The following is a 21,821-nucleotide window of genomic DNA, read 5'->3' as shown; positions in this document are numbered from 1 at the left end:
GGACAAAATGTCCCTCGGCGCGGTGCGGGCATGGCCGTTCCGTCCGTCCGCCCCAGCAAAGTCCCCGCATTCCGCCATAGGCACCGGCTGGCACGGAATCTGCCCTTTGGGGGATGCGCCACTCCGGCCGGGTCACCCCGGACGGCGCGGCGCCACCGGCTCCAGGCGCTCAAGCGCCGGGCCGGCACATCCTGACACCAGGGCCGACATCAGGGAGGTTTCATGCCCATCACACCCATGCAGGTATCACGGCGGCAGTTCTTGAAGGTCACGGCGGGCGGACTCGCCGCCTCCAGCATGGGGGTTCTGGGCTTCCTGCCGACCGAGGCGCTGGCCGAGGTGCGCCAGTTCCGCCTCGCCCGCGCCAAGGAGATCCGCAACACCTGCCCCTACTGCTCGGTCGGCTGCGGCCTGCTGATGTACAGCCTGGGCGACGGCGCCAAGAACGCCAAGGCCGAGATCATCCACATCGAGGGCGACCCCGACCATCCGGTCAGCCGCGGCTCGCTCTGCCCCAAGGGCGCCGGCCTGCTGGACTTCATCCACAGCCCGAACCGCCTGAAATACCCGGAGGTCCGCGAGGCCGGGTCGAACAGCTGGAAGCGCATCTCCTGGCATGAGGCGATCGAGCGCATTGCCCGCCACATCAAGGACGACCGCGACGCCAACTTCGTCACCAAGACCGCCGACGGCGTGACGGTGAACCGCTGGCTGTCCACCGCCATGCTGACCGCGTCGGCCTCCTCCAACGAGACGGGCATCCTGACGCAGAAGGTCATGCGCTCGCTGGGCATCGTCGGCACCGACGCGCAGGCCCGCGTCTGCCACGGCCCGACCGTGTCGGCGCTGGCCTCGACCTTCGGGCGCGGGGCGATGACCAACAGCTGGGTGGACATCTCCAACGCCGACTTCATCCTGATCATGGGCGGCAACCCGGCCGAGGCGCACCCGGTCGGCTTCAAGTGGGCGGTCGAGGCGAAGAAGCGCGGCGCGCGGATCGTCGTCGTCGACCCGCGCTACAACCGCTCCGCCGCGGTGGCCGACGAGTATCTGCCGATCCGCGCCGGCTCCGACATCGTGTTCCTGGGCGGCGTCATCAACTGGCTGGTCGCCAACGACAAGATCCAGTGGGAGTATGTCCGCGCCTACACCAACGCCGCCTACATCGTGAAGGAAGGCTTCGCGTTCGAGGACGGGCTGTTCAGCGGCTACGACGCGGCCAAGGGCCAGTACGACCGCTCCAGCTGGAACTACGAGTTCGAAGCGGACGGGAACACGGCGAAGACCGACCCGACGCTGCAGCATCCGCGCTGCGTGTGGAACCTGATGAAGGCCCACTACGCGCGCTACACGCCGGAGTTGGTCGAGGACCTGACCGGCACGCCGAAGGACGGCTTCCTGCGCGTCTGCCAACATCTCGGCTCCACGGCGGTGCGCGACCGGGTCGGCACGATCCTCTACGCGCTGGGCTGGACGCAGCACACGGTGGGCGCCCAGAACATCCGCACCATGGCGATGATCCAGCTCCTGCTCGGCAACATCGGCATGCCGGGCGGCGGCGTGAACGCGCTCCGCGGCCACTCCAACATCCAGGGCCTGTCCGACCTCGGCCTGCTGTCCACCAACCTGCCGGGCTATCTGACCCTGCCGTCGGAGAAGGCGCACCCGACCTTCGCCGACTACATCGCCAAGACCGCGCCGAAGGCGCAGGCGCCGGGCCAGCTCAACTTCTGGGCCAACACGCCGAAATTCTTCGTCAGCCTGCTGAAGTGGTTCTGGGGCGACAAGGCGACGGCGGAGAACAACTGGGGCTACGACTGGCTGCCCAAGTGGGACAAGATGTACGACGTGCTGCAGGTCATGGACCTGATGCACAACGGCAAGGTCAACGGCTTCATCGTCCAGGGCTTCAACCCGCTGACCTCCTTCCCCGACGCGCGCAAGACGGCGGCGGATTTCGGCAAGCTGAAATACATGGTGGTGATCGACCCGATCGCCACGGAGACCGCCTCCTTCTGGCAGAACCACGGCGAGGTCAACGAGGTCGACACCGCGTCGATCAAGACCGAGGTGTTCCGCCTGCCCTCAACCTGCTTCGCCGAGGAAGACGGCGCCATCGTCAACTCCTCGCGCTGGCTGCAGTGGCACTGGAAGGGCGCCAACCCGCCGGGCGAGGCAAAGACCGACCAGGAGATCCTGGCCGAGCTGTTCATGGCCGTCCGCACCCTCTACGCCAAGGAGGGCGGCACCGCGCCCGAGCCGATCCTCAACCTCTCCTGGCCCTACAAGAACCCGCTGGAGCCGACGCCGGAGGAGCTGGCGAAGGAGATGAACGGCCGCGCGCTGGCCGACATCCCCGACCCCAAGGACCCGACGAAGTTCCTGGCCCGCAAGGGGGAGCAGCTTCCCAACTTCGCCCTGCTGCGCGACGACGGCACGACGATGAGCGCCTGCTGGATCTTCGCCGGCTGCTGGACGCAGGCGGGCAACCAGATGGCCCGGCGCGACAACACCGACGCCGGCCTGGGCAACACGCCGGGCTGGGCCTGGGCGTGGCCGGCCAACCGCCGCATCATCTACAACCGCGCCTCCTGCGACCCGTCGGGCAAGCCCTGGGACCCCAAGCGCACTCTGATCGCGTGGAACGGCACCGCCTGGGCGGGCGCCGACGTGCCGGACTTCAAGGTGGACTCGCCGCCGGCCGACGGGATGAACCCCTTCATCATGAACCCGGAGGGCGTCGGGCGGCTGTTCTGCACCGACAAGCTGGTGGACGGCCCCTTCCCCGAGCATTACGAGCCGATGGAAAGCCCGCTCGGCACCAACCCGCTGCACCCGAAGGTGGTCAGCAGCCCGGCGGTCCGCATCTTCAAGGCCGACCGCGAGCGGCTGGGCACCCATGACCAGTTCCCCTACGTCGGCACCACCTACCGCCTGACCGAGCATTTCCAGTTCTGGACCAAGAGCGTGCGGCTGAACGCCATCGCCCAGCCGGAGCAGTTCGTGGAGATCGGCGAGACGCTGGCGGCGGAGAAGGGCATCCAGGCCGGCGACTGGGTCCAGGTCTCCTCCAAGCGCGGCCACATCAAGGCCAAGGCGGTGGTGACCAAGCGCATCAAGGCGCTGAAGGTGGCGGGCCGCACCGTCCACCAGATCGGCATCCCCCTGCACTGGGGCTGGGAGACGGTGGCCAAGAAGGGCTTCCTGTCCAACACGCTGCCGCCCGCCGTCGGCGACTGCAACACCCAGACCCCGGAATACAAGGCGTTCCTCGTGAACGTCGAGAAGATCGGAGTGGCGTAAGTCATGGCACTGCAATCCCTCGATATCCTGCGCCGGTCCGCCACCCCGACGCCGACCCCGCAGGCGCGCAACCCGCAGGAGGTGGCGAAGCTGATCGACACCACGGTCTGCATCGGCTGCAAGGCCTGCCAGGTCGCCTGCTCGGAATGGAACGAGCTGCGTGCCGAGGTCGGCACCTGCGTCGGCGTCTACGACAACCCGACCGACCTGTCCTCGCAGGCCTGGACGGTCATGCGCTTCAACGAGGTGGAGGAGAAGGGCAAGCTGGAGTGGCTGATCCGCAAGGACGGCTGCATGCACTGCGCCGACCCCGGCTGCCTGAAGGCTTGCCCGTCGCCGGGCGCCATCGTGCAGTTCAAGAACGGCATCGTGGACTTCCACCAGGAGAACTGCATCGGCTGCGGCTATTGCATCTCCGGCTGCCCGTTCAACGTGCCGCGCCTCAGCCCGGCCGACAGCAAGGCCTACAAGTGCAACCTCTGCTCCGACCGCGTCGCGGTGGGGCAGGAGCCGGCCTGCGTCAAGACCTGCCCGACCGGGGCCATCCAGTTCGGCAGCAAGGAGGACATGATCGAGGTTGCCCAGACCCGCATCACCGACCTCCAGTCGCGCGGCTACGACCAGGCGGGCCTCTACGACCCCGCCGGGGTGGGCGGCACCCACGTCATGTATGTGCTGCACCACGCCGACAAGCCGACGCTCTACTCCGGCCTGCCGGACAACCCGTCGATCAGCGCCGTCGTCGGGGTGTGGAAGGGCATGCTGAAGCCGCTGGCGACGCTGGGCGTCGCCGCCGCCGGCCTGTTCGGCTTCTTCCATTACATCACGGTCGGCCCGAATCGCGCCGAAGACGAGGACGAGGCGGACCACGGCACGCCGCCGGCCCCGCCCGCCCAGGGCACCAAGCATAAGGAACGGGAGAACGCGCTGTGAAGACGTCGGAAAAGCTGATCCAACGCTACTGCGCCGCGGAGCGCATCAACCACTGGATCGTGGCGGTCTGCTTCGTGCTGCTGGCCATCTCCGGGCTGGCCTTCTTCTACCCGGCCTTCTTCTGGCTGACCGGCGTGTTCGGCACGCCGCAGCTCGCCCGCATCGTCCATCCCTTCGTCGGGGTGGTGATGTTCCTGGCCTTCGCCCGCCAGTTCTTCCGCTACGCCCACCACAACCTCATCAACAAGGAGGATGTGAAGTGGATGATGTCGGTGAGGGAGGTGATGAAGGGCAACGAGGTCGGCGACATCGGCCGCTACAACGGCGGCCAGAAGGGCATGTTCTGGGTCATGGTGCTGTGCATGATCCTGCTGCTGGTGTCGGGGGTGATCGCGTGGCGGCCCTATTTCGCGGGCTATTTCCCGATCCCGATCATCCGCGTGGCGCTTCTGGTCCACGCCGCCAGCGCGCTGGTGCTGATCGCCAGCATCATCGTCCATGTCTACGCCGCGCTGTGGGTGCAGGGCACGATCCGCGCCATGGTCGAGGGTGTGGTCACCCACGCCTGGGCGCGCAAGCACCATCCGCGCTGGTTCCGTCAGGTGACCGGCAAGGAAACCGGGCATTGATCGTTTGAGAGCGCTTTATAGCCCTCTCCCCGGAGGGGAGAGGGGAATTCCTAAGAAGGATACCGCCATGAGCTTCGCCACCGACGTCGCCGCGCCGTCCACCACCCACCGCATGACCGTCCTGCGGCTGGGTCCGGACGCCGCACAGCTCTGCGACGACGCGGTGGTGGAGGAGGTGCCCGTCGCAATCGCCTACAACGGCATCGTCCATGCGGTGATGCTGGCGACCCCCGACGACCTGGAGGAGTTCGGCCTCGGCTTCTCCCTGACGGAGGGGATCATCGCCGACGCGGAGGAGCTGGAAAGCCTGCGGGTGGTGGAGGGCTGCGACGGGATCGAGGTCCGTATGGAGATCCCGATGGAGCGCTTCCTGGCGCTCAAGGGCAAGCGGCGGAGCATCGCCGGGCGGTCGGGTTGCGGCGTCTGCGGGGTGGAAAGCCTCCAGGCCATCGCCCGGTCCGGCCAGCCCGTCCCCTCGGGCGGGCGGCTGTCGGTCGGCGCGGTGGAGCGGGCGCTGGCCCGCTTCGCCGACCGGCAGACCCTGCACCGCGCCACCGGGGCGGCCCACGGCGTCGCCTGGGTCGACGCGGCAGGGGAGATCCTGGCGGTGCGCGAGGATGTCGGCCGCCACAACGCGCTGGACAAGCTGATCGGCTGGCTGGTGCGCACGGGCGTGGACCGGCGGGGCGGCTTCGTCCTGACCTCCAGCCGCGCCAGCTACGAACTGGTCCAGAAGGCCGCCCGGCTGGGCATCAGCGGGTTGGTCGCCATCTCCGCCCCCACCGGCCTGGCGGTGCGCATGGCGGAAAGCTGCGGCGTGTCGCTGGCCGGCTTCGCCCGCGGCGACCGGCTGGTCGTCTACAGCCACGGCGACCGCTGGGTGTGAGCGGCTCCGCGACGGACGTCGCGGGGGGCGGTCGGCTTTACGCTCCCTCGCCCTTTTCCCCACCCTTGTCCCCGCCCCCGCGCAGCCGTTCCAGGACCTGCCGCAGGTCGCCGGGGTGGAGGGGTTTGTGCAGGAACGAGCAGCCGCGGCGCTGGCCTTCCAGCAGGGCGCTCTGGGCCGTCTCGCCGCTCAGCACCACGGCGGGGATCTCGCGGCCGTAGAGGCGGCGCACCCGGTCGATCACGTCGAAGCCGGACACCTTTCCGGGCAGCCGCAGGTCGGTCAGGATGACCGACGGCGCGTCGGGCAAGCCGTCCAGCACCGCGAAGACCTCCCGCATGTCGCTCGCGGCGGCGACGGTGCAGCCCCAGCTTTCCAGGATCATCTGCAGGCCGGTCAGCACCATGGCCTCGTCGTCCACGGCCAGAACGGTCATCCCGGTCAGCGGCGGAGCGCTGGCGGCGGAGGGCGGGGGAGCGGGGTGGCCGCAGGGCGGTTCGGCCGGCGGGGTCGCCGCCTCCAGCGACACGGAGAAGACCGTGCCGCGTCCAATGCGCGACCGCACCTCGACCTGCAGGCCGAGAAGCTCCGCCAGCCGGCGCACGATGGCGAGGCCGAGGCCCAGCCCGCGGTTGGGATCGCGGTTGGGGTTCTGGAGCTGGTGGAACTCGTCGAAGATCGCGGTCAACTGCTCTTCGGGGATGCCGAAGCCGGTGTCCCAGACATCGATGCGCCAGTGGTTGCCGCGCCGCCGCATGGCGAGCAGCAGCCCGCCATGCCGGGTGTAGCGGATGGCGTTGGTCAGCAGGTTGCGCATCACCCGCCCGAACAGAACCGGGTCGGTTTCCACCGTGCCGGGGCACAGGCGGGCGCGCAGGCGCAGGCCCTTCTCCTCGCTCTGCGGCCGGAACTCCTGGACGAGCTGGCCCAGAAGCTCGTCCAGGGCGACCGGCTGCGGGTCCGGGGTCACCGTGCCGGCGTCCAGCGTGGAGATGTCGAGCAGAGCGTTCAGCAGCCGCTCGCCCGCCGTCATGGCGTTGCCCAGCATCTCCGCCGTGCTCAGCGCCTTCTCGTCGCTGATCTGGCTGCACAGCGCGTCGAGGAACAGGCGCATCGCCTGGAAGGGCTGGCGCAGGTCGTGGCTGGCCGAGGCCAGGAAGCGGGAACGCGCGGCGGTCGTCCGCTCGATCTCCGAGCGCATCGCCCGTTCCATCCGGGCGACGACGCGGTCGTCGGGCGCCGCCTGCCTGGCCAGGGCCAGCACGGCGACCGTCCGCCCGTCCTCGGTCAGCGGCACGCCCTCGAACGCGGCGGGGTCGGCGTCGCCCACGGGCAGAAGCTCGATGCCGACCGGTTCCTCGGTGTCGTCGGAGAACAGCGGATCGACGGCGCCCAGCACCGCCGGCCAGACCGGTCCAAACCAGGCCGGGGCCGGCTGCCCGCCCGCCATCGGCTCCTTGCCGAGCAGCGCGCACAGCGCGTCGTTGGCGAAGAGGGTGGCGGCGTGCGGTGGTCCGCTCAGCACGAAGGCCGGCAGAGCGGCGGCGCGGCAGACGCGCAGCGCGTTCGCGACGCACTCCGTCTCCGCGGGCGCGGCGTCGATGCTGGTCCTGTTGCTGTGCCGAGGCGTCACGTCGGTCTCTCTAACCGCTGGAGCTGAAGGTGAAGCACCTTAACCTTTGGTGCTCTGGGGATGAAAGCGCCTGAAAGCCCTATAGGCGCCTATGCGGAAGGCATTGGTGGGGAAAGGCGGGCAAGGTGGTCCTCCACCATGTATTTGCGGCGGAGCAGGGCCATCAGGCGGATCTTCAGGATGTCCATCGGCTGCGACTTGCCGACGAAGTCGTCCGCGCCGGCGGTCAGGCTGGCGGTCAGGCGGTCGTCGCCCTCCTGGCTGGTCAGGATGACGATCTGGAAGAACAGGCCGCGGCGCCGCCGGAAGCGGTCGAACCGCTCGCAGAGCTGGGTGCCGCTGGTGCCGGGCATCACGAGGTCGAGGATCACGCAGTCCAGCCCGCCGTCCTCCAGCGCCGCCACCGCCTCGTCGGCGTTGCGCGCGGCGACGACGTGGCAGCCGTCCTCCTCAAGTTCGGCGCGCAGGAACTCCCGGTAGGTCGCGCTGTCGTCCACCACCAGGATGCGCGCCCGCCGCAGGATGTCGGACACGGTCGGCGGCGCGTTGCGCCGGTCGAGCAGCGCCATGGCCTGCTGCACCACGCCCTGGGAATCGGCGGGGTCCGCCCACTGCACGTCGGCGGCGGCGCCGGTCTCCGCCGCCCGTTCCGCCGAACCGAGCAGCATGGCCGGGGCCGGGCAGCGCCGCCGCAGCTCCGCGAGCGTGCGCGCGGCCTCCCCGTCGGCCTCGACCACCAGCAGGTCGAAGGGACGGCGCGCCAGCTCGGCGAGCGCGGGCTCCACCGTTTCGACGCAGCTCGCCTCGATGCCCTGCTCCTCCAGCATCAGCTTCAGGAGAAGTCCCTGCGTTTGCGAGGCGATGACGATCAGCGCCCGGGGTCCACTCATGAGGGCTCCACTCCCGTCGAAACCAGTTCCAGCAAACGGGCCGCCATCTTGTCGATGGGCAGCTCCTCGGTTACGCCTCCCAGCCGGACCGCGGTCCCCGGCATGCTGTGGATGACCGCGGTGGAGGCGTGCTCCGCGATGGTGTAGGCGCCCGTCCGGCGCATGTCGGTGAGGCCGCGCGCCCCGTCCTCCCCCATGCCGGTCAGCAGCACGCCGATGGCGGCGGCGCCGAAGGCCGAGGCCAGGGAGGAGAACAGCACGTCCCCGGACGGCCTCTGTCCGCAGACCGGATCACCCTGGACCAGCCGCATCCCGCCGGGCTCGGCGGTCAGATGATGCTCGCCGGGGGCGACGTAGACGTGGCCGGGCCGGTGCGGCCCGTCGGAGGCCAGCGCCACCGGCAGCGGCGTGACCGACCCCAGCCAGGAGGCGAAGCCGGCCACGAAGGGCGCGCCGATGTGCTGCACCACGAAGACGGGCAGGGGGAAGCTGGTCGGCAGCCCGCGCAGCAGCTTCACCAGCGCCGCCGGCCCGCCCGTCGAGGCGGTGATCCCCAGCGCGCGGAACTGCCGTTTCACCACGGACGGTGGCAAGGGCGGCGGCGGGGCGGCGGCGGCACCCTTGCCGCGGCCACCGTTGCCGGGGGACTCCTCATCGCCGTTGCGCGGACGCCCGCGCTGCCGGATCACCTTCACCTGGCTCATGATGGTGAGCTGGGTGCAGAGATGCCGGGCGACGGTCTGATAATCGGCGCGGGCCATGCTGCCCGGCTTCTCCACCACCGCCAGCGCCCCGGCCTGGAGCGCCCGCATGGGGATGTCCAGGTCGCGCACGTCGGAGGCGACGACGACGATGGGCACGGGATGGTCGCGCATCAGCCGCTGCGTCACGGCGAAGCCGTCGATGCCCGGCAGGCGGATGTCCAGCGACACCACGTCCGGCCGCAGCGAGTCGACCATGCGCAGCGCCTGCTCGCCGGACGCGGCGATGCCGGCCAGCTCCAGCCGCGGGTCCTCGCCGATGACGTGGGCGAGCAACTGCTGGACGACCGGCGAGTCCTCGACCACCAGCACGCGGATCTTGCGGGCGCCGCTCACAGCAGCCGCCGGATGCCGGCCAGAAGCTCGTTCTGGTCGAAACGGGTCTTGACGATGTAGGCGTCGGCGCCGAGGTCCAGCCCGCGCTCGCGGTCCTCGTCGCTGGCGCGCGAGGTGACCAGGATCACCGGCAGATCGGAGGTCATGGGGTTGCCCTTGACGGCCTGGAGCAGGGCGAACCCGTCCATCCTCGGCATCTCCACGTCGCTGATGATCAGGTTCACATCCTCCAGCTCGCCGAGCGTTTCGACCGCCTCGCGTCCATCCACGCACAGCGTGACCCGGTAACCATGGGCCTCCAGGATACTCTTTTCCAGGGTTCGCGTGGTGATGGAGTCGTCCACAACCAAAATGTGCGGCCGCCGCCGCGCCGACTCGTCCAGCGGACGGACCAGCGGCGGCAGAGACATGCCGGGGCGCGGCGACAGGGCGGCGGGATTCAGCACCAGGGCCGGCGATCCGTCGTCCATCAGCACGGTGCCGAGGAAGCGGGCGGCGTCGATTCCCACCTCCTCCGCCGGGGTGACCACCGAGTCGCGGGTGGCCAACAGCGCGTCGACGACCAGCGCGACCCGCCGCCCGGCGGCGCGCAGAACGACCAGCGCCAGGGGCGCCCCGTTGCCCTGCGGCATGGCGCCGTCGTAGCCGAGCAAGGCGGACAGCGGCGTCACCGGAACGTCCTCCTCGTCCAGCCGGATGGTCGGGGCGGCGAGGTCGGTGAACAGCGTGTCCGCCGGGACGCGCAGCACACGCGCCACGTCGTTGCTGGGAATCGCCAGGATGTCGTCCTGGACCGCCACGAAGACCAGCCGCTGGCTGAGCAGGCTGAGCGGCACCTCCACCGTGACGACGGTCCCGCAGCCCTCGCGCGCGGCCAGCGTCACCGAGCCCTGGAGCCGGGTGACCTCGCGCCGCACGATGGCGAGGCCCATGCCGCGCCCGGCGTATTCGTTCGCGGTGGGGGCGGTGGAGAAGCCCGGCTCGAAGATCAGGTCGAGCAGCCGTTCCTCCGGCGCCGTCTCCGCCTCGTCGGCGCCCAGCAGGCCGCGCTCGACGGCGTGGCGGGCAATGGCCTCGCGGTTCGGGCCGCGCCCGTCGTCCTCGACCCGCAGCACGAGGCGGCGGCCGACCACCGAGGCTTCGAAGCGGACGGTCGCCGCGGCGCGCTTGCCCGCGACCACCCGCTCCTGCGGGGTTTCGACGCCGTGGCTGACGGCGTTGCGCGCGATGTGCAGAATGGGGTCCTTCAGCCGTTGCAGGACCACCCGGTCGGCCTGGGTCTCCAGCCCGCGGATGTCCGCCTCGACCTCCTTGCCCTGGGCGCGGCTGATGTCCCGGATCATCCGGCCGAGGTTGCTGAACTGCGACTCCGCCGGCAGCATGCGGAGCTGCCGCACCTCGTCCTGGAAGCCGCTGCCCCAACGGCGCAGCGACCAGAGATGCCGGTCATGGGCGCGGTGCGCCGCGTCCAGCGAGGCGCCGAGCGCGCGGAAGCGCCGCTCGAAGGAGGACAGGCGCAAGGCCGTCTCGTCGCCCGCGAAGGAGGTGGTTCCGGACCCCGAAACATCCTGGGAACCGCGGAGCAGGCGGGGCCGCATGGCGTGCCAGCTCCGTTCCAGGGCGCGCCATTCGCCGCGCAGCTCGCGCAGCTCGGCGACCAGGGCGGACTGGTTCTCGATCTCCGGCAGGAGGCCGGCGGCGGCGGTGAACAGCCGCTCCAGCCCGGCGCTGCGGATGCGGACCAGGGCCGCGCTTTCGCCGGCATCGACGGAGCGGGCCGGGCGCGGCTTGGCGGCCGGAGGAGCGACGCCCGCCTCCGCGGCGGCGGGGCGGCGCTGGACCGGTTCCGGTCCGCCGCCTTCGCCACCCATGCGGGTCAGCTCGGCCAGCACCTCGGCGATGTCCACCTCACCGCCGCCGCGGGTCGCCCAGGCCACCACGTCCTCGATGGCGTCCAGCGCGCGGCGCACCACGTCGCGCGCCGTCGCGTCGAAGGGCACCGTGCCGCGCTGGATGGCGATGAAGGCGGCCTCCAGCCAGTGGGACAGCCGCTCGACCTCCGGCAGGTCGACGGCGCGGGCCGCACCCTTCAGGCTGTGGGCGCGGCGGTGGATCTCCACCAGATCGGGGTGGTGCGCCGGGTCCTTCTCGACCGCGCGCAGGGCCTCGCGGATGGCCGCGAGGTGCTCCTTGTGCTCCAGGTCGAAGGCGGCGAGCAGGCGCGTGCGGATGTCGTTCATGCCGCCCGCACCTTCCGTCCGTCCTTGTCCGTGCCCCCGTCGCGGCCCATGCCGCCGCGTGCCGTCGCCATGATCACACGCGGTAGTTCCGCACGGCCTCGACCAGACCCTGGCCGAGATCGTTGAGGTTGGTGGCGGCTCCTTCGAGCTGGCGGGTGCCGGCGGCGGTCTGGCTGCTCGCCTCGCGGATGTTCTGAAGCGCCTGGATCACCTGCTCCAGGCCGATCTGCTGCTGGTTGGTCCCGGCGACGATCTGCTGGAAGGCGAGCACGCTCTCCTGCACGCTCTCGGCAAGGTCGCGGATCGTCGACTGGGTGGCGTCGGTCTGGCGCTTCCCGGCGCCGACGCGCTTCACCGCCTCCTCCGTCAGCATGACCGAGGCGTTGATGCCGTGCTGGATCTCGCTGAGGTTGGAACGGACCTGGGCGGTGGCCTCCTTCGACTGGTCGGCGAGGCTCTTGATCTCGCTCGCCACCACGGCGAAGGTCCGGCCGTGCTCGCCGGCGGCGGCGGCCTCGATGGCGGCGTTCAGCGCCAACAGGTGGCAGCGCTCGGCGATGTCGTTGACGGTCAGGATGATCTCGCCGATCGCCTGGGTGCGCTCCGACAGGATGACGATGTTCTCGGCGACGGCCTCCGCCTGCTCGCGGATGGCGTCCATCGCCTGGTTGGTGTCCTCCACCGCCTTCAGGCCGGTCTCGGAGTTGGAGGCGGCGACCTGGGCGTTCTGCGCCACGTCCTGGGCGCGGCGGTTGATCTGCGCGCCGGATTCGGTGATCTCGCTGAGCGTCGCCGTCGTCTCCTCGACGGCCGCGAGCTGCTGGGCGACGCTGGCCGCCTGCTGCTGGGTCGAGGCGCGGATCTGCGCGGTCGCGGCGTGCATGCTCTCGGCCGTGGCGCGGGTGGTTTTGGCCATGCTGCGCAGGTTGCCGGTCATCTCGTTGAGGTGGGTGCCGAGTTCGGCCAGCTCGTCGTCGCCGGGCACGACCACCGTCTTGGTCAGGTCGCCCTTGCCCACCTGGGTGACGTAGCCGATGGCGGTGCCGAGCCGCTTGGTGACCGAGCTGCCGATCAGGATGGCGATGGCGACGGCCAGGGCCACCACGATGACCAGCGCCAGGATCGAGGAACGCACCGCGTCGTCGTAAAGCGAGCGGACGTTCTGGCGCCCGGCCTCCGACAGGCGGCTGATGTCGCTGTGCAGGCTGGCGAGCTGGCCCGCCATGGCCACCCGCATCTCCTCCACCCGGGTGAGCTGCGCCAGCGCCCCCGGTTCGGCTCCGGCGGCGACCCGCTCCATCAGCGTGTTGGCCTCGTCGAGCATGCGGTGCGAATACTGGTCGAAGCTGTTGATCTGGCTGACCAGCTCGCCCCAGATGCGGCGGCGGTCCTCTGTGGTGCCTTCCTCGGCCCGCTCGCCGGCGATCCGCTTCAGTTTGGCGACCTGATCGAACATCACCATCGAGCCGTCGCGGTAGCGCTGGCGCAGTTGCGTGATGTCCGGCAGGCCGCCCTGGACCTGGGCCAGCGCGGCGGCGTGGGTCGCCGCCTCGCGGAAGCTGCGCAGGTTGCTCTCGGTCACCTCGATCTCGCGCACCGCCTCCGACACCTGGATGTCGTAGGTGGCGATGCCCATCATGACCTTCATGCCGTCCGCGAACCGCATCATCTGGAACGCCGCCAGCAGCCCGGTCAGCAGGCAGACGACCCCGAAGCTGAGCATCAGCTTGTGCTTGACCTTCAGTTTCATTCTTCTTTCATGCTCCTCAGCGTCTCCAGGATCGCCGGCACGTCCAGCACGGCGACGCGGCTCCGGGTGATGGCGGTCACGAAGGGCCCGGCCTCGGGCGGGGCCTTCAGGCTGCTTTCCAGCTCCGTCACCGTGTCCACGGTGCGCAGGCGCAACGCCACCGGCCGCTCGCCGCCGCGCAGCACGACGGCGAAGCCGCCGCCCGCGGGAACGGCGTTGCGCCCGCACAGCCGGTCCACGTCGAACAGGCGCATCACGCGCCCGTCGATGGCGATCAGCCCCAGAAGCTCCGGCGGCGCGTGGGGCACGCGCGCGACCCGCGGCAGCGGCACGATGCGGGACAGATGGCGCAGGTCCAGCCCATACGATCCGTCCGCTCCCCGCCCGACCAGCAGGGAGACCGGGGCTTCGGCCTCCGCCGCGGCGTCAGCCTCGTCGGCGGAGGGGACGCGCGCCAGATCCTCGGCGCGGCGGCGCAGCAGAGCGTCGGCCCAGGCGCCGCCCGGCGCCGCGGCCTGCTCCGTATCCCGGCTCTGGCGAGCCAAGCGCGCGCGGACGGCGTCCCAGTCGATGCCGTCTTTCACATCGGCCGCCTCTCCGGCTCCGGTCCGGTCGTCCATCACGGCTCCTCACCCGAGAACCAGAGGTCGATCATGCTGCGCAGCTCGGCCACGGTCAGGCCGCCGCCCTCGGCCACCAGCTCCGTCGCGTCGTGGGCGGCGACGGTGGCGCGGGCGTTGCGGAAATGGCGCTGCGCCGGGGCGAGCTTGCCGCGCCGCCAGTAGGCCAGCGCCAGATGGTAGTCGGCCAGCGCGAAATCGGAATCCAGATACAGCGCCCGCTTGAAGGCGGCGATCGGGTCGCCGACGCCCAACTCCTCCTCCAGCAGCCCCAGCCGGTAGTGGACCACCGGGTCAAGGCGGTTGCGCTCGGCCAGCGCGATGCAGGCGTCCAGCGCCGCCGCCCGGTCGCCGTCGGCCACGGGAGGGTTGCCGGCAGGGGAGGGCGTCGGCTGCGGGGTGGGAAGGGGGGAGGGAGTCGGCTTCGCCGCGGTGGCGCGCAACCGCGCCGCGGGGTCCGTCGCCGTGCTCCGCTTCTTCGCGGGCTTCGTCTCGGCAGACTTTGTTTCCGCAGGCTTCGTGTCCGCGGGTTTCGGCTCGGCGAGCGTGGCGGGCGTGAAGGCGGGCAGCGCCGCCGCAGGAACCGCTGGAAGGGCCGTCGCAGGGGCGCAGCCGGGGCGCGGCTTGCGGTAGATGGTGGCGCCCGGCACCGGCACGGGGGTGAACAGGCTGTTCACCTGCTGCCCCGTCTCGGCATGGCCGACCACCAGCCAGCCGTTGGGCACCAGCACCTCGTGCAGGTTCTCCAGCAGCCGGGTGCGCGTCGGCTCGTCGAAATAGATCATGACGTTGCGGCACAGCACGACGTCAAGAGCGCCCAGACCCCGCGGGTAGTTGGGCAGCGGCCCCTCCACGAGGTTGAAGACGGAGAAGCTCGTCCATTCGCGGAAGCGCGGCTTGACCGCCCACAGGTCGCCCTGCCGGTCGAAGCATTCCGCCAGGACCGCCGGGTCGAGCCCGCGCACCGCCCAGTTTCCGTAGACGCCGCGCCGCGCCGTGTCGATGAAGCTGGCGTTCAGGTCGGTGCCGACGATGCTGACCTGCCAGTCGCGGAGCTGGTCGGCGAAATGCCGCTTCAGCAGGATTTCCAGCGTGTAGGCCTCCGGCCCGATCGAGCAGCCGGCGCTCCAGATGCGCAGCAGGCGGCTCTCCCGGTTGCGGCGCAGGCATTCGGGAATGGCGACGGCGCACAGCGCCTCGAACTGCTCGGCGTAGCGGAAGAAGAAGGTTTCGCCGACCGTCAGTTCGTTGATGAGCGCCTGATACTCCGGCCCGGTCGGCCCCTCCCCGGCGAGCTGCGCCAGATAGGCGCCGAGGCCGAGGGTCGGCTTGTCCGACAGGCGGCGGTTGATGCGCTCCGCCAGGGCGGCGTCCTTGTCGGCGTAGTAGGCGAGCCCGGTCGCCCCGATGACGGCGGCCTTGATCCGGGGAAAGACGGGATCGCGCAGGATGGCGTCGATGCGGTTCATCGGGCCTCCCCGCCGGTCTCGGAATCGGGGGCGCCGAGCCGGGCCAGACGCTCGTCGGCCATGGCCTGGAAGGCGGCGAGCAGCCGGCCCTCCGCCTCGGTCAGCAGACGGGCCGGATCGATCACCGTGGCTGTCCCGCCATCATGGGGGCCGCCGTGGGGGATGGTTGCCACGGCGCAGCCGTTGAAGGACAGGCCGGGGTCGGCCGCCGTCCGCTCCGTGTCGGAGACGGGCAGGATGTTGAACACCCGGTCGGCCAGCAGCGCCAGCGGGCGGCCGTCCCAGTCGATCAGGAACAGCGGCGCGTACAGCTCCGGCGGCGCGGCCTCGAAGCCGAACAGCAGGTCGAGGCGCAGGACCGGGACGGCGCGGCCCTGGTAGCGGAACAGGCCGGCGACCACGGCGGGCGCCGCGGGCGGGCGGTCGAGCCGGGGCAGCGGCAGGAACCGGCGCACGGACTCCGCCGGCAAGGCCAGGGCCCTGCCGGAGACGGAAAAGATCACATACCGTGTCGCGGATGCCGTCGCAGCCATCGCGGGCGCACACCTTCCTACGTCAGTTGTCGGGTCCGAAACACGCGGCCGGACCCAGGACCCTTAATTATTGGGCGGCGCCGGGGGGCTTGAAACCGGCGCAGAACATGCCGCATCGCACCTGGGATGGAAATACCACCAAAGGCAAAAGCCTCAGCCCAAGGTAGCGGTATGACGCCGGTCATACCATGGCTGCCGGAACGCTTGCTGTTTTCGCAGTTGCGGTTACAAACATCCCCCGGCCGCCACCGTCCGGCCCGCGGCCACACGACCGGAGGGGCTCCATGATCAAGGTTGTTCGAGCGAAGCTGCATTGCCTGCGTGTCACCGACGCCAACCTGAACTACCAGGGATCGATCACGCTCGATCCGGAACATTGCGAAGCGGTCGGGATCTATCCGCTGGAATTCGTGGAGATCTGGAACAAGAACTCCGGCGCGCGGATCAGCACCTACGTGATCTACGGCGAGCGCGGTTCGCGCTGCTGCGTGCTGAACGGCTCGGCGGCGCGGAGCTGCCAGCCGGGGGACGAGGTGATCATCGCCGCCTCCTGGTACTGCCAGCCGACGGAACTGGCGACGCTGCGGCCGCGGGTGCTGACCTTCAACGCCGACAACAGCATCGACCGGTCGCTGACCTACGACGTGACGGCGCTCGACGGCGGGCGCTTCGACTTCGCGATTCGCGAGGGCGCTTTCCTGGAACCGGAACCGGCCTGACCTGTCCGCTTCCGCATTTGCGCAAATAAAAGACGCGGCTCACGGCGAGTCCACGCGCAAAGCGAGCGCTGCGGCGACTTGCGCGTGTCTTGCGAGGAATAGGCCGTGAGTCCCACTTGAACGCGCGGCAATTTTTGCCTACTCTACCATCTTGGGAGTGCGGACAGCGAGGAGTGCGTGTCATGGGCGTCAGCGGCATAGGGGGCTTCCAACAGCAGCCCTTCACGACACCGTTAAGCAGCGGGCCGGCGGCCCTGCAGCAAACCCGGGGAACCGACGCGAACCAGCAGGCCCAGAAGGCCGAAGAGGATCGCCGTCAGCAGGTCCAGGCCCAGGACCAGCAGGCGCAGCAGAGCCAGCAGGCCCTGTCGTCGGGCGGCAACACCACCCCGACCCGCGGACAGAACCTCAACATCACGGTCTGATCGCGCGTCGTCCATCGGGGCCCGCCCGGCTCGTCCGGCTCCGGGTCCGCAGGGGAAAGGCGGCCAGCCATGGACATCCGAAACGTTTCCGGCATCCAGGCGAACCGGCCGACTCCGGCATCGGCGGTTCCGACGCCGCAGTCCGTGGCCGACGCCACGGCACCGACCTCCCAAACCCCGCCCAACGCCGCGACCCAACCCACGGCTGGGTCCCCGTCCGATCCGGTGGTGGTGGCGGGCGGCTACATCAGCCCGGTCCTGCGCTACGACCAGGACGCCCGGCTGGCCGTCATCTATTTCCGCGACCGCTCGTCGGGCGAGACCCAGAACCAGATTCCGGCGCAGCAGGTGGTGGAGGAATACCGCCGCACTGCCAGCCGCCTGGGCGGCGCGACCGACGCGGCGGAAGACCGTGGCGCCGGCAAGGGTCCCGCGCCGTCGGGCGGTGCGGGGCGGAACGCCGGACCGGGATTCGGCGCCGCCCTGCGGACCGGCATTCCGTCCGGCGAAACGCCACCCGCCGCGGCAAGCGCAACGGCGGGCACCATTCCCGCCGCCGTTTCCGCCGCTCCCCGTGCCGCGGGGGCTTACGGCGCCGGTTCGCCGGGCGCCATCGTCTCCGTCACAGTCTGATCCGGCAGCTCGAAGCGGGCGACCAGCGGCGCGTGATAGCTTTCCGGGGAATGGCTGACCGTGGCGTGGGCGACCAACTCGTCGCCCAGCGCCTCGTTGTGGATTTCGGCGGAGCGGAACCAGCCCAGCAGGGCGCGCGACACCAGCAGATGGTCGAGCATCACCGCGTCGCCGCCGTGCAGCACGGTGAAGCGCCGCTCCTCGGGCACGGAGCGCTCCAGCGGCACCAGCGACCGCCCGGCGAGATGGCCGTTGCCGGTCTCGTCCAGGTCGGCGCGGATGATGCGGACGGGGGTCTGCTCGATCTCGGCGTTGAGGTCGCCGGCGACCAGGATCAGCGCCTGCGGGTCGGCGTCGAACACCCGCTCCACCGCTAGCCGGGCCTCCAGCGCCTGCCCGGCCCGCTTGATCGAGGCCAGATAGAAACCCTCCGCCCAGCCGCCGACGCTCTTCCAGGTGGAGGCGTTCTTCTTCTGCCCCGGCACCGGCGCGGCGATCGGCGCGCGCAGATGCAGGTTGAAGACGTGCAGCCGCCGCCCGCCGGGCAGCCCGATCTCGCCATGCAGCACCGGGCGGTCCCAGGCCACGGCGTCGCCGCCGGGCTGGGCCGGGTCGGCGGTGACCATGCGGACCTGCGGGGAGGGCACCAGATCGTGCCGGTACTGCCGCGCCGCCAGGATCGGCCAGCGGCTGACCAGCACGAGGTTGTGGCGGTCGGCCAGCTTGGTCCCCTCGCCGCCGGAGGTCCGGTGGAAATCGGCGTAGGGGCCGCCCTCCAGCAGCCGGTTCAGAGCGCGCAGGGTGCGCGGTTCCCCCTTCGCGTCGCGCTGGCCGTTGACCTCCTGAAGGCACAGAATGTCGGCGTCCAGCCGCTCCAGCTGCGGACGCAGCACGGCGGCGCGCTCCTCGAAGGAGAGGTCGCCGGTGTCGTCCAGGCTTTCCAGGTTGAAGGTGGCGATGCGGAAGCTGCGGCTGCTCATGACCCCTCCCCGGACGCCCGGCCCGCTCCGGCGCGCGGGCGCGCCAGGAACAGGTGGTTGCGGTTGATGCGCCGCCGCCGCCGCCGGTGCGCGCTCAGCATCGCCGTGGAGGAGACGAGCGTGGCGTCCAGCCCGGACTCGGCCATGCGCTGGGGGGTATCCGTACCATAAATCCGGTAGTGATAGGGATGGCCGAAGGCGGCCAGCCGCTTGGCCGGGGTGTCCATCGCCGGGTCCTCCCGCGTCGGCCCCTTGGGGTCGTAGGGGAACAGCAGGACGGCGCGGCCGGAGGGCGTCAGGACGCGGGCAATCTCGCGCAGCGCGGCGCGGTCGTCGGGGACATGCTCCAGCACGTGGCTGGACAGCACGAGGTCGAATCGACCATTTGGGAAGGGCAGGTCGGTCAGGTCGGCCTGCACGTCGGCGGCCGGGTTGAAGCGGTCCAGCGTGACGTAGCGCCGGCCGTGCCGCGCCCGCAGCAGCGGCTCCAGGCAGGGCTCCGGCGCGGTGTGCAGGATACGCAGGGAGCGGCGCAGCACGTCGGTCCGCTCCGCCAGGAAGCTCCACAGGAAGCGGTGGCGCTCCAGCGACCCGCAGTCCGGGCAGCGGGCGTTGCGCCGCCCGCCCAGCCCGAAGGGCAGGAAGCGCGCCGCCTCCCGCCCGCAGAGCGGGCAGAGCAGCGGGCCGGCGGCGGGGATCAGGCCGCGGGCGCCTTCGTAGCGCGGGCGCTCGTACAGCGACTCCCGCCGGTAGACGGCGGCCTCGTCGAGATTCTGGTCCGCGATGGCGGGCAGCAGGCGGGACAATCCATGGAGCATGGGGATCAGAACAGTTCCACGTCGCCATCGATCCCGGTCTTGCGCAGCCGGTCCATGAAGGAGGTCTCGGAGCGCGCGATGTCGCGCACCGTCTCCTCCCCGATCAGGCGGCGCTGGGTGCGGCCGGAGGTGGGGTAGAAGCGCACCGCGCGGGCCGCGGTGCCGCCGACGTCCCAACTCATCGTCGGGATGCCTTCGGCCGCCAGATACTCCATGACGAACTCGACGTTGCGCTGGCCGATGCCGGCGCTGCGCGGCGCTCCGTTCACGCTGGCCCCGCCGAAGATCTTGGCGCGCAGCCGGTCGCGCCGCCCCGTTGCGGCCAGCAGCCGGTTGATGAGCTGTTCCATGGCGGCACTGCCGTAGCGCGAGGAAATGGACAGCCGGTCGCCGTTGTGGTCGGGCAGCAGGAAGTGGTTCATCCCGCCGATCGCCGCGACGGGGTCGAACAGGCAGGCGGCGATGCAGGAGCCCAGCGTGGTGGTGATGACGACGTTCGGGTCGTCGCTGACCACGCAGCCGCCGACCACGATGTTGACCACCTCCGCGCCCAATTGCCGGTCGTGGTAGCGGTTGGCCGCGATGTCCGGTGTCTCGGAACCCTGCTGGAGTCGGCGTGCGCGCGGGGTGATCGGCATCCAGAACCTCAGTGGGACATTCGGTCGCAGTGTACAACCGACCGTCGCCCTTCGCCAAGCGTCACGGTTGCGGGCGTTTGCAACCCAAAACCCTCACAAACCGGCGATCCACAACTCCAGCAAGTCGGCCTGGAGCTTGCGGGAGCGGGCCAGCCAGGCGCGGGCCTCCGGGGGGATTTCGGCGATGCGGCGGTCCATCGTCCGGTCCATGGCGGCGCGGCGTTCCTCGTCGGTGACGAAGAAGGCGAAGCCGAGGATGCGCCCGCTTGCGGTGGTCAGCGTGCCGGCCAGCGCCTTGGCGTAGGCCAGCGTGCCCGACTTGGCGCGCACGCCGGGGGGCAGGACCTTGCCCTCGTCCTCGCCGGGCAGAAGGGTGAGCACCGCCGGGCCGGCGCCCTGGATCAGCGCCATGGTCTGGGCCGGGGTGATCCGCGACGCGGCGCTGAGCCCCGAATGGTTGAGCAGCCGCAGCCCCGTCCAGTCGGTGCGCGGGGCCGCCAGCATGGCCGGCGCGGTCAGCACCGCCGCCGATTCCGGCAGCGTCCGCACCGCCGGGTCCAGCCGCCGGGCGGCGGCCAGCCCGATCAGCTCCGCCGACAGGTTGTTGGAGTAGCGCAGGACCTGCCGGGCCAGGGTCTCCAGCGGCTCGCTGCGGTGCAGGGCGGCCAGCGTGGCGGTCGGCGGCACGGTGCCGGGAGCGGGGGCGGGCAGGGCGATCCCCGCCTCCGCGGCCAGCCGGCGGAAGACGTGGGCTGCCGCCAGACCGGGCCGGGTGACCGGAAGCCACAGGCTGGCCGCCATGCCCGGCTGAGGGGCGAATCGCCAGCGCTCGCCCCCAGGCTCCCCATTGGCCGCTGCCCCATCCGTGGCGGTGAGCGGGGTGAAGGCGGCGCCCACTCCGGCGCCCACCTGCACCGTCACGCTGTCCAGCGGCACGCGCCCGGCGTCGGACACCGACCAGGCGCTGACCCGCACCGGCTGGCCGGCGGCGGCGGGGCGCGCCCAGTCGAAGCGGAAGCGGTTGAAGTTCAGCGACAGCGCCCCGACCCCGGTGTTGTAGCCGGCGGTCCAGGGTTGCCCGGCGTCGATCTCCGCCATCTCCGGCAGGGCGGAGGTGTCGTAGAGGAAGCGTCCGGTCACCCGCGTGACGCCCAGCGCGCCGAGATCGCGCAGCAGTTCCGCCAGCCCTTCGCTGGACAGCGACGGGTCGCCGCCGCCCTTGAGGATCAGGTCGCCGTCCAGCACGCCGTTTCCCAGCCGCCCAGTGATGTGCAGCGTGGTCTCAAACCGGTGGTCCGGCCCCAGCACCGCCAGGGCGGCGGCCATCGCCGGCAGCTTGGCGACCGAGGCCGGGGCGAAGGGCTTGGCCGGCTGCCGCTCCGCCAGGACGGCGCCGCTGTCCGGATCGAACAGCACGTAGCCGACGTCATCGGCGGAAAAGCCGTTGCGGGCGATCGCCGCCCGGTCGTCCGGACCGGTGGCGGAATAGGGGGACGCGCAGGCCGACACCGCGGTGACGCAGGCCAGCAGGAGCAGGATGGAGAAGGTCGGAATCCGCATGGCGGACAGTCTAACGCAAGGCTGCGGTCCGCATCCGCGTCAATCGTGGGCCGGGCCCGATTCAG

The 21,821-nt window shown here is 70.8% G+C and carries 18 protein-coding genes and 1 pseudogene; 7 read left to right on the top strand and 12 right to left on the bottom strand.

All coding sequences use genetic code 11. The annotated features are described in order from the left end of the window. Positions 1–237 precede the first annotated feature (237 nt). The 4 genes from fdnG (at position 238) to fdhD (ending at position 5,751) form a co-directional block, all read left to right on the top strand. The gene (fdnG, locus tag FBZ83_RS25705) at positions 238–3,303 is read left to right on the top strand and encodes a formate dehydrogenase-N subunit alpha (RefSeq protein WP_145689591.1); all 3,066 of its coding nucleotides are present in this window, start codon (positions 238–240) and stop codon (positions 3,301–3,303) included. A 3-nt stretch (positions 3,304–3,306) separates the two neighbouring features. Then, complete coding sequence (gene fdxH / locus FBZ83_RS25700) at positions 3,307–4,236, top strand: formate dehydrogenase subunit beta (RefSeq protein ID WP_145689562.1); 930 nt, start codon at positions 3,307–3,309, stop codon at positions 4,234–4,236. Continuing rightward, entirely contained in the window at positions 4,233–4,865 is a 633-nt protein-coding gene (locus tag FBZ83_RS25695; RefSeq protein WP_145689560.1) for a formate dehydrogenase subunit gamma, read from the top strand. Before fdxH ends, FBZ83_RS25695 begins: the two co-directional genes overlap by 4 nt. A gap of 67 nt (positions 4,866–4,932) precedes the next feature. Next, positions 4,933–5,751, top strand: coding sequence for a formate dehydrogenase accessory sulfurtransferase FdhD (gene fdhD / locus FBZ83_RS25690; RefSeq protein WP_145689558.1), 819 nt, complete (start codon positions 4,933–4,935; stop codon positions 5,749–5,751). A 37-nt stretch (positions 5,752–5,788) separates the two neighbouring features. Here the strand turns inward: fdhD and FBZ83_RS25685 are convergent, their stop codons facing one another. From FBZ83_RS25685 to FBZ83_RS25650, 8 genes are all read right to left on the bottom strand, one after another. Continuing rightward, positions 5,789–7,384, bottom strand: a complete 1,596-nt coding sequence (locus tag FBZ83_RS25685; RefSeq protein WP_145689557.1) for a hybrid sensor histidine kinase/response regulator — start codon at positions 7,382–7,384, stop codon at positions 5,789–5,791. Between the two features lie 89 nt (positions 7,385–7,473). Beyond that, positions 7,474–8,274: a response regulator gene (locus FBZ83_RS25680; protein ID WP_145689555.1), complete on the bottom strand. Its 801-nt coding sequence runs from the start codon at positions 8,272–8,274 to the stop codon at positions 7,474–7,476. Then, positions 8,271–9,371, bottom strand: a complete 1,101-nt coding sequence (locus tag FBZ83_RS25675; protein ID WP_145689553.1) for a chemotaxis protein CheB — start codon at positions 9,369–9,371, stop codon at positions 8,271–8,273. The genes FBZ83_RS25680 and FBZ83_RS25675 overlap by 4 nt, the downstream gene beginning before the upstream one ends. After that, entirely contained in the window at positions 9,368–11,611 is a 2,244-nt protein-coding gene (locus FBZ83_RS25670) for a hybrid sensor histidine kinase/response regulator (RefSeq protein WP_145689551.1), read from the bottom strand. The genes FBZ83_RS25675 and FBZ83_RS25670 overlap by 4 nt, the downstream gene beginning before the upstream one ends. Before the next feature lie 73 nt (positions 11,612–11,684). Continuing rightward, the gene (locus FBZ83_RS25665; protein ID WP_145689549.1) at positions 11,685–13,361 is read right to left on the bottom strand and encodes a methyl-accepting chemotaxis protein; all 1,677 of its coding nucleotides are present in this window, start codon (positions 13,359–13,361) and stop codon (positions 11,685–11,687) included. Continuing rightward, the gene (locus FBZ83_RS25660) at positions 13,358–13,981 is read right to left on the bottom strand and encodes a chemotaxis protein CheW (protein ID WP_145689547.1); all 624 of its coding nucleotides are present in this window, start codon (positions 13,979–13,981) and stop codon (positions 13,358–13,360) included. The genes FBZ83_RS25665 and FBZ83_RS25660 overlap by 4 nt, the downstream gene beginning before the upstream one ends. Next, a complete protein-coding gene (locus FBZ83_RS25655; RefSeq protein ID WP_145689545.1) occupies positions 13,981–15,450 on the bottom strand; it encodes a CheR family methyltransferase in 1,470 nt (489 codons plus the stop codon). The genes FBZ83_RS25660 and FBZ83_RS25655 overlap by 1 nt, the downstream gene beginning before the upstream one ends. Beyond that, a complete protein-coding gene (locus FBZ83_RS25650) occupies positions 15,447–15,983 on the bottom strand; it encodes a chemotaxis protein CheW (protein WP_145689543.1) in 537 nt (178 codons plus the stop codon). The genes FBZ83_RS25655 and FBZ83_RS25650 overlap by 4 nt, the downstream gene beginning before the upstream one ends. A gap of 284 nt (positions 15,984–16,267) precedes the next feature. Here FBZ83_RS25650 and panD point away from each other — a divergent pair. From panD to FBZ83_RS25635, 3 genes and pseudogenes are all read left to right on the top strand, one after another. Continuing rightward, positions 16,268–16,666 (top strand): annotated as a pseudogene (gene panD / locus FBZ83_RS25645) (aspartate 1-decarboxylase); the annotation flags it as partial. 218 nt (positions 16,667–16,884) lie between these two features. Beyond that, on the top strand, positions 16,885–17,127 hold the full coding sequence (locus tag FBZ83_RS25640; RefSeq protein WP_145689542.1) for a hypothetical protein: 243 nt from the start codon (positions 16,885–16,887) through the stop codon (positions 17,125–17,127). A gap of 69 nt (positions 17,128–17,196) precedes the next feature. Then, entirely contained in the window at positions 17,197–17,760 is a 564-nt protein-coding gene (locus FBZ83_RS25635; protein WP_145689540.1) for a hypothetical protein, read from the top strand. Here FBZ83_RS25635 and FBZ83_RS25630 read toward each other — a convergent pair. From FBZ83_RS25630 to dacB, 4 genes are all read right to left on the bottom strand, one after another. Then, positions 17,715–18,740 (bottom strand): endonuclease/exonuclease/phosphatase family protein, encoded by a 1,026-nt coding sequence (locus tag FBZ83_RS25630; RefSeq protein ID WP_145689538.1) that lies wholly within the window; start codon positions 18,738–18,740, stop codon positions 17,715–17,717. The genes FBZ83_RS25635 and FBZ83_RS25630 overlap by 46 nt on opposite strands. After that, the gene (locus tag FBZ83_RS25625; protein ID WP_145689536.1) at positions 18,737–19,558 is read right to left on the bottom strand and encodes a class I SAM-dependent methyltransferase; all 822 of its coding nucleotides are present in this window, start codon (positions 19,556–19,558) and stop codon (positions 18,737–18,739) included. Before FBZ83_RS25625 ends, FBZ83_RS25630 begins: the two co-directional genes overlap by 4 nt. 5 nt (positions 19,559–19,563) lie before the next feature. Beyond that, entirely contained in the window at positions 19,564–20,196 is a 633-nt protein-coding gene (locus FBZ83_RS25620; RefSeq protein ID WP_145689534.1) for a chemotaxis protein, read from the bottom strand. A 93-nt stretch (positions 20,197–20,289) separates the two neighbouring features. Further along, a complete protein-coding gene (dacB, locus tag FBZ83_RS25615; protein ID WP_145689532.1) occupies positions 20,290–21,756 on the bottom strand; it encodes a D-alanyl-D-alanine carboxypeptidase/D-alanyl-D-alanine endopeptidase in 1,467 nt (488 codons plus the stop codon). Positions 21,757–21,821: the final 65 nt, after the last annotated feature.

This window comes from Azospirillum brasilense, assembly GCF_007827815.1.
Taxonomy (GTDB): domain Bacteria; phylum Pseudomonadota; class Alphaproteobacteria; order Azospirillales; family Azospirillaceae; genus Azospirillum; species Azospirillum brasilense_C.
The sequence above is the reverse complement of the archived record's forward strand: the minus strand, read 5'-3'. Positions and strand labels throughout refer to the sequence as shown.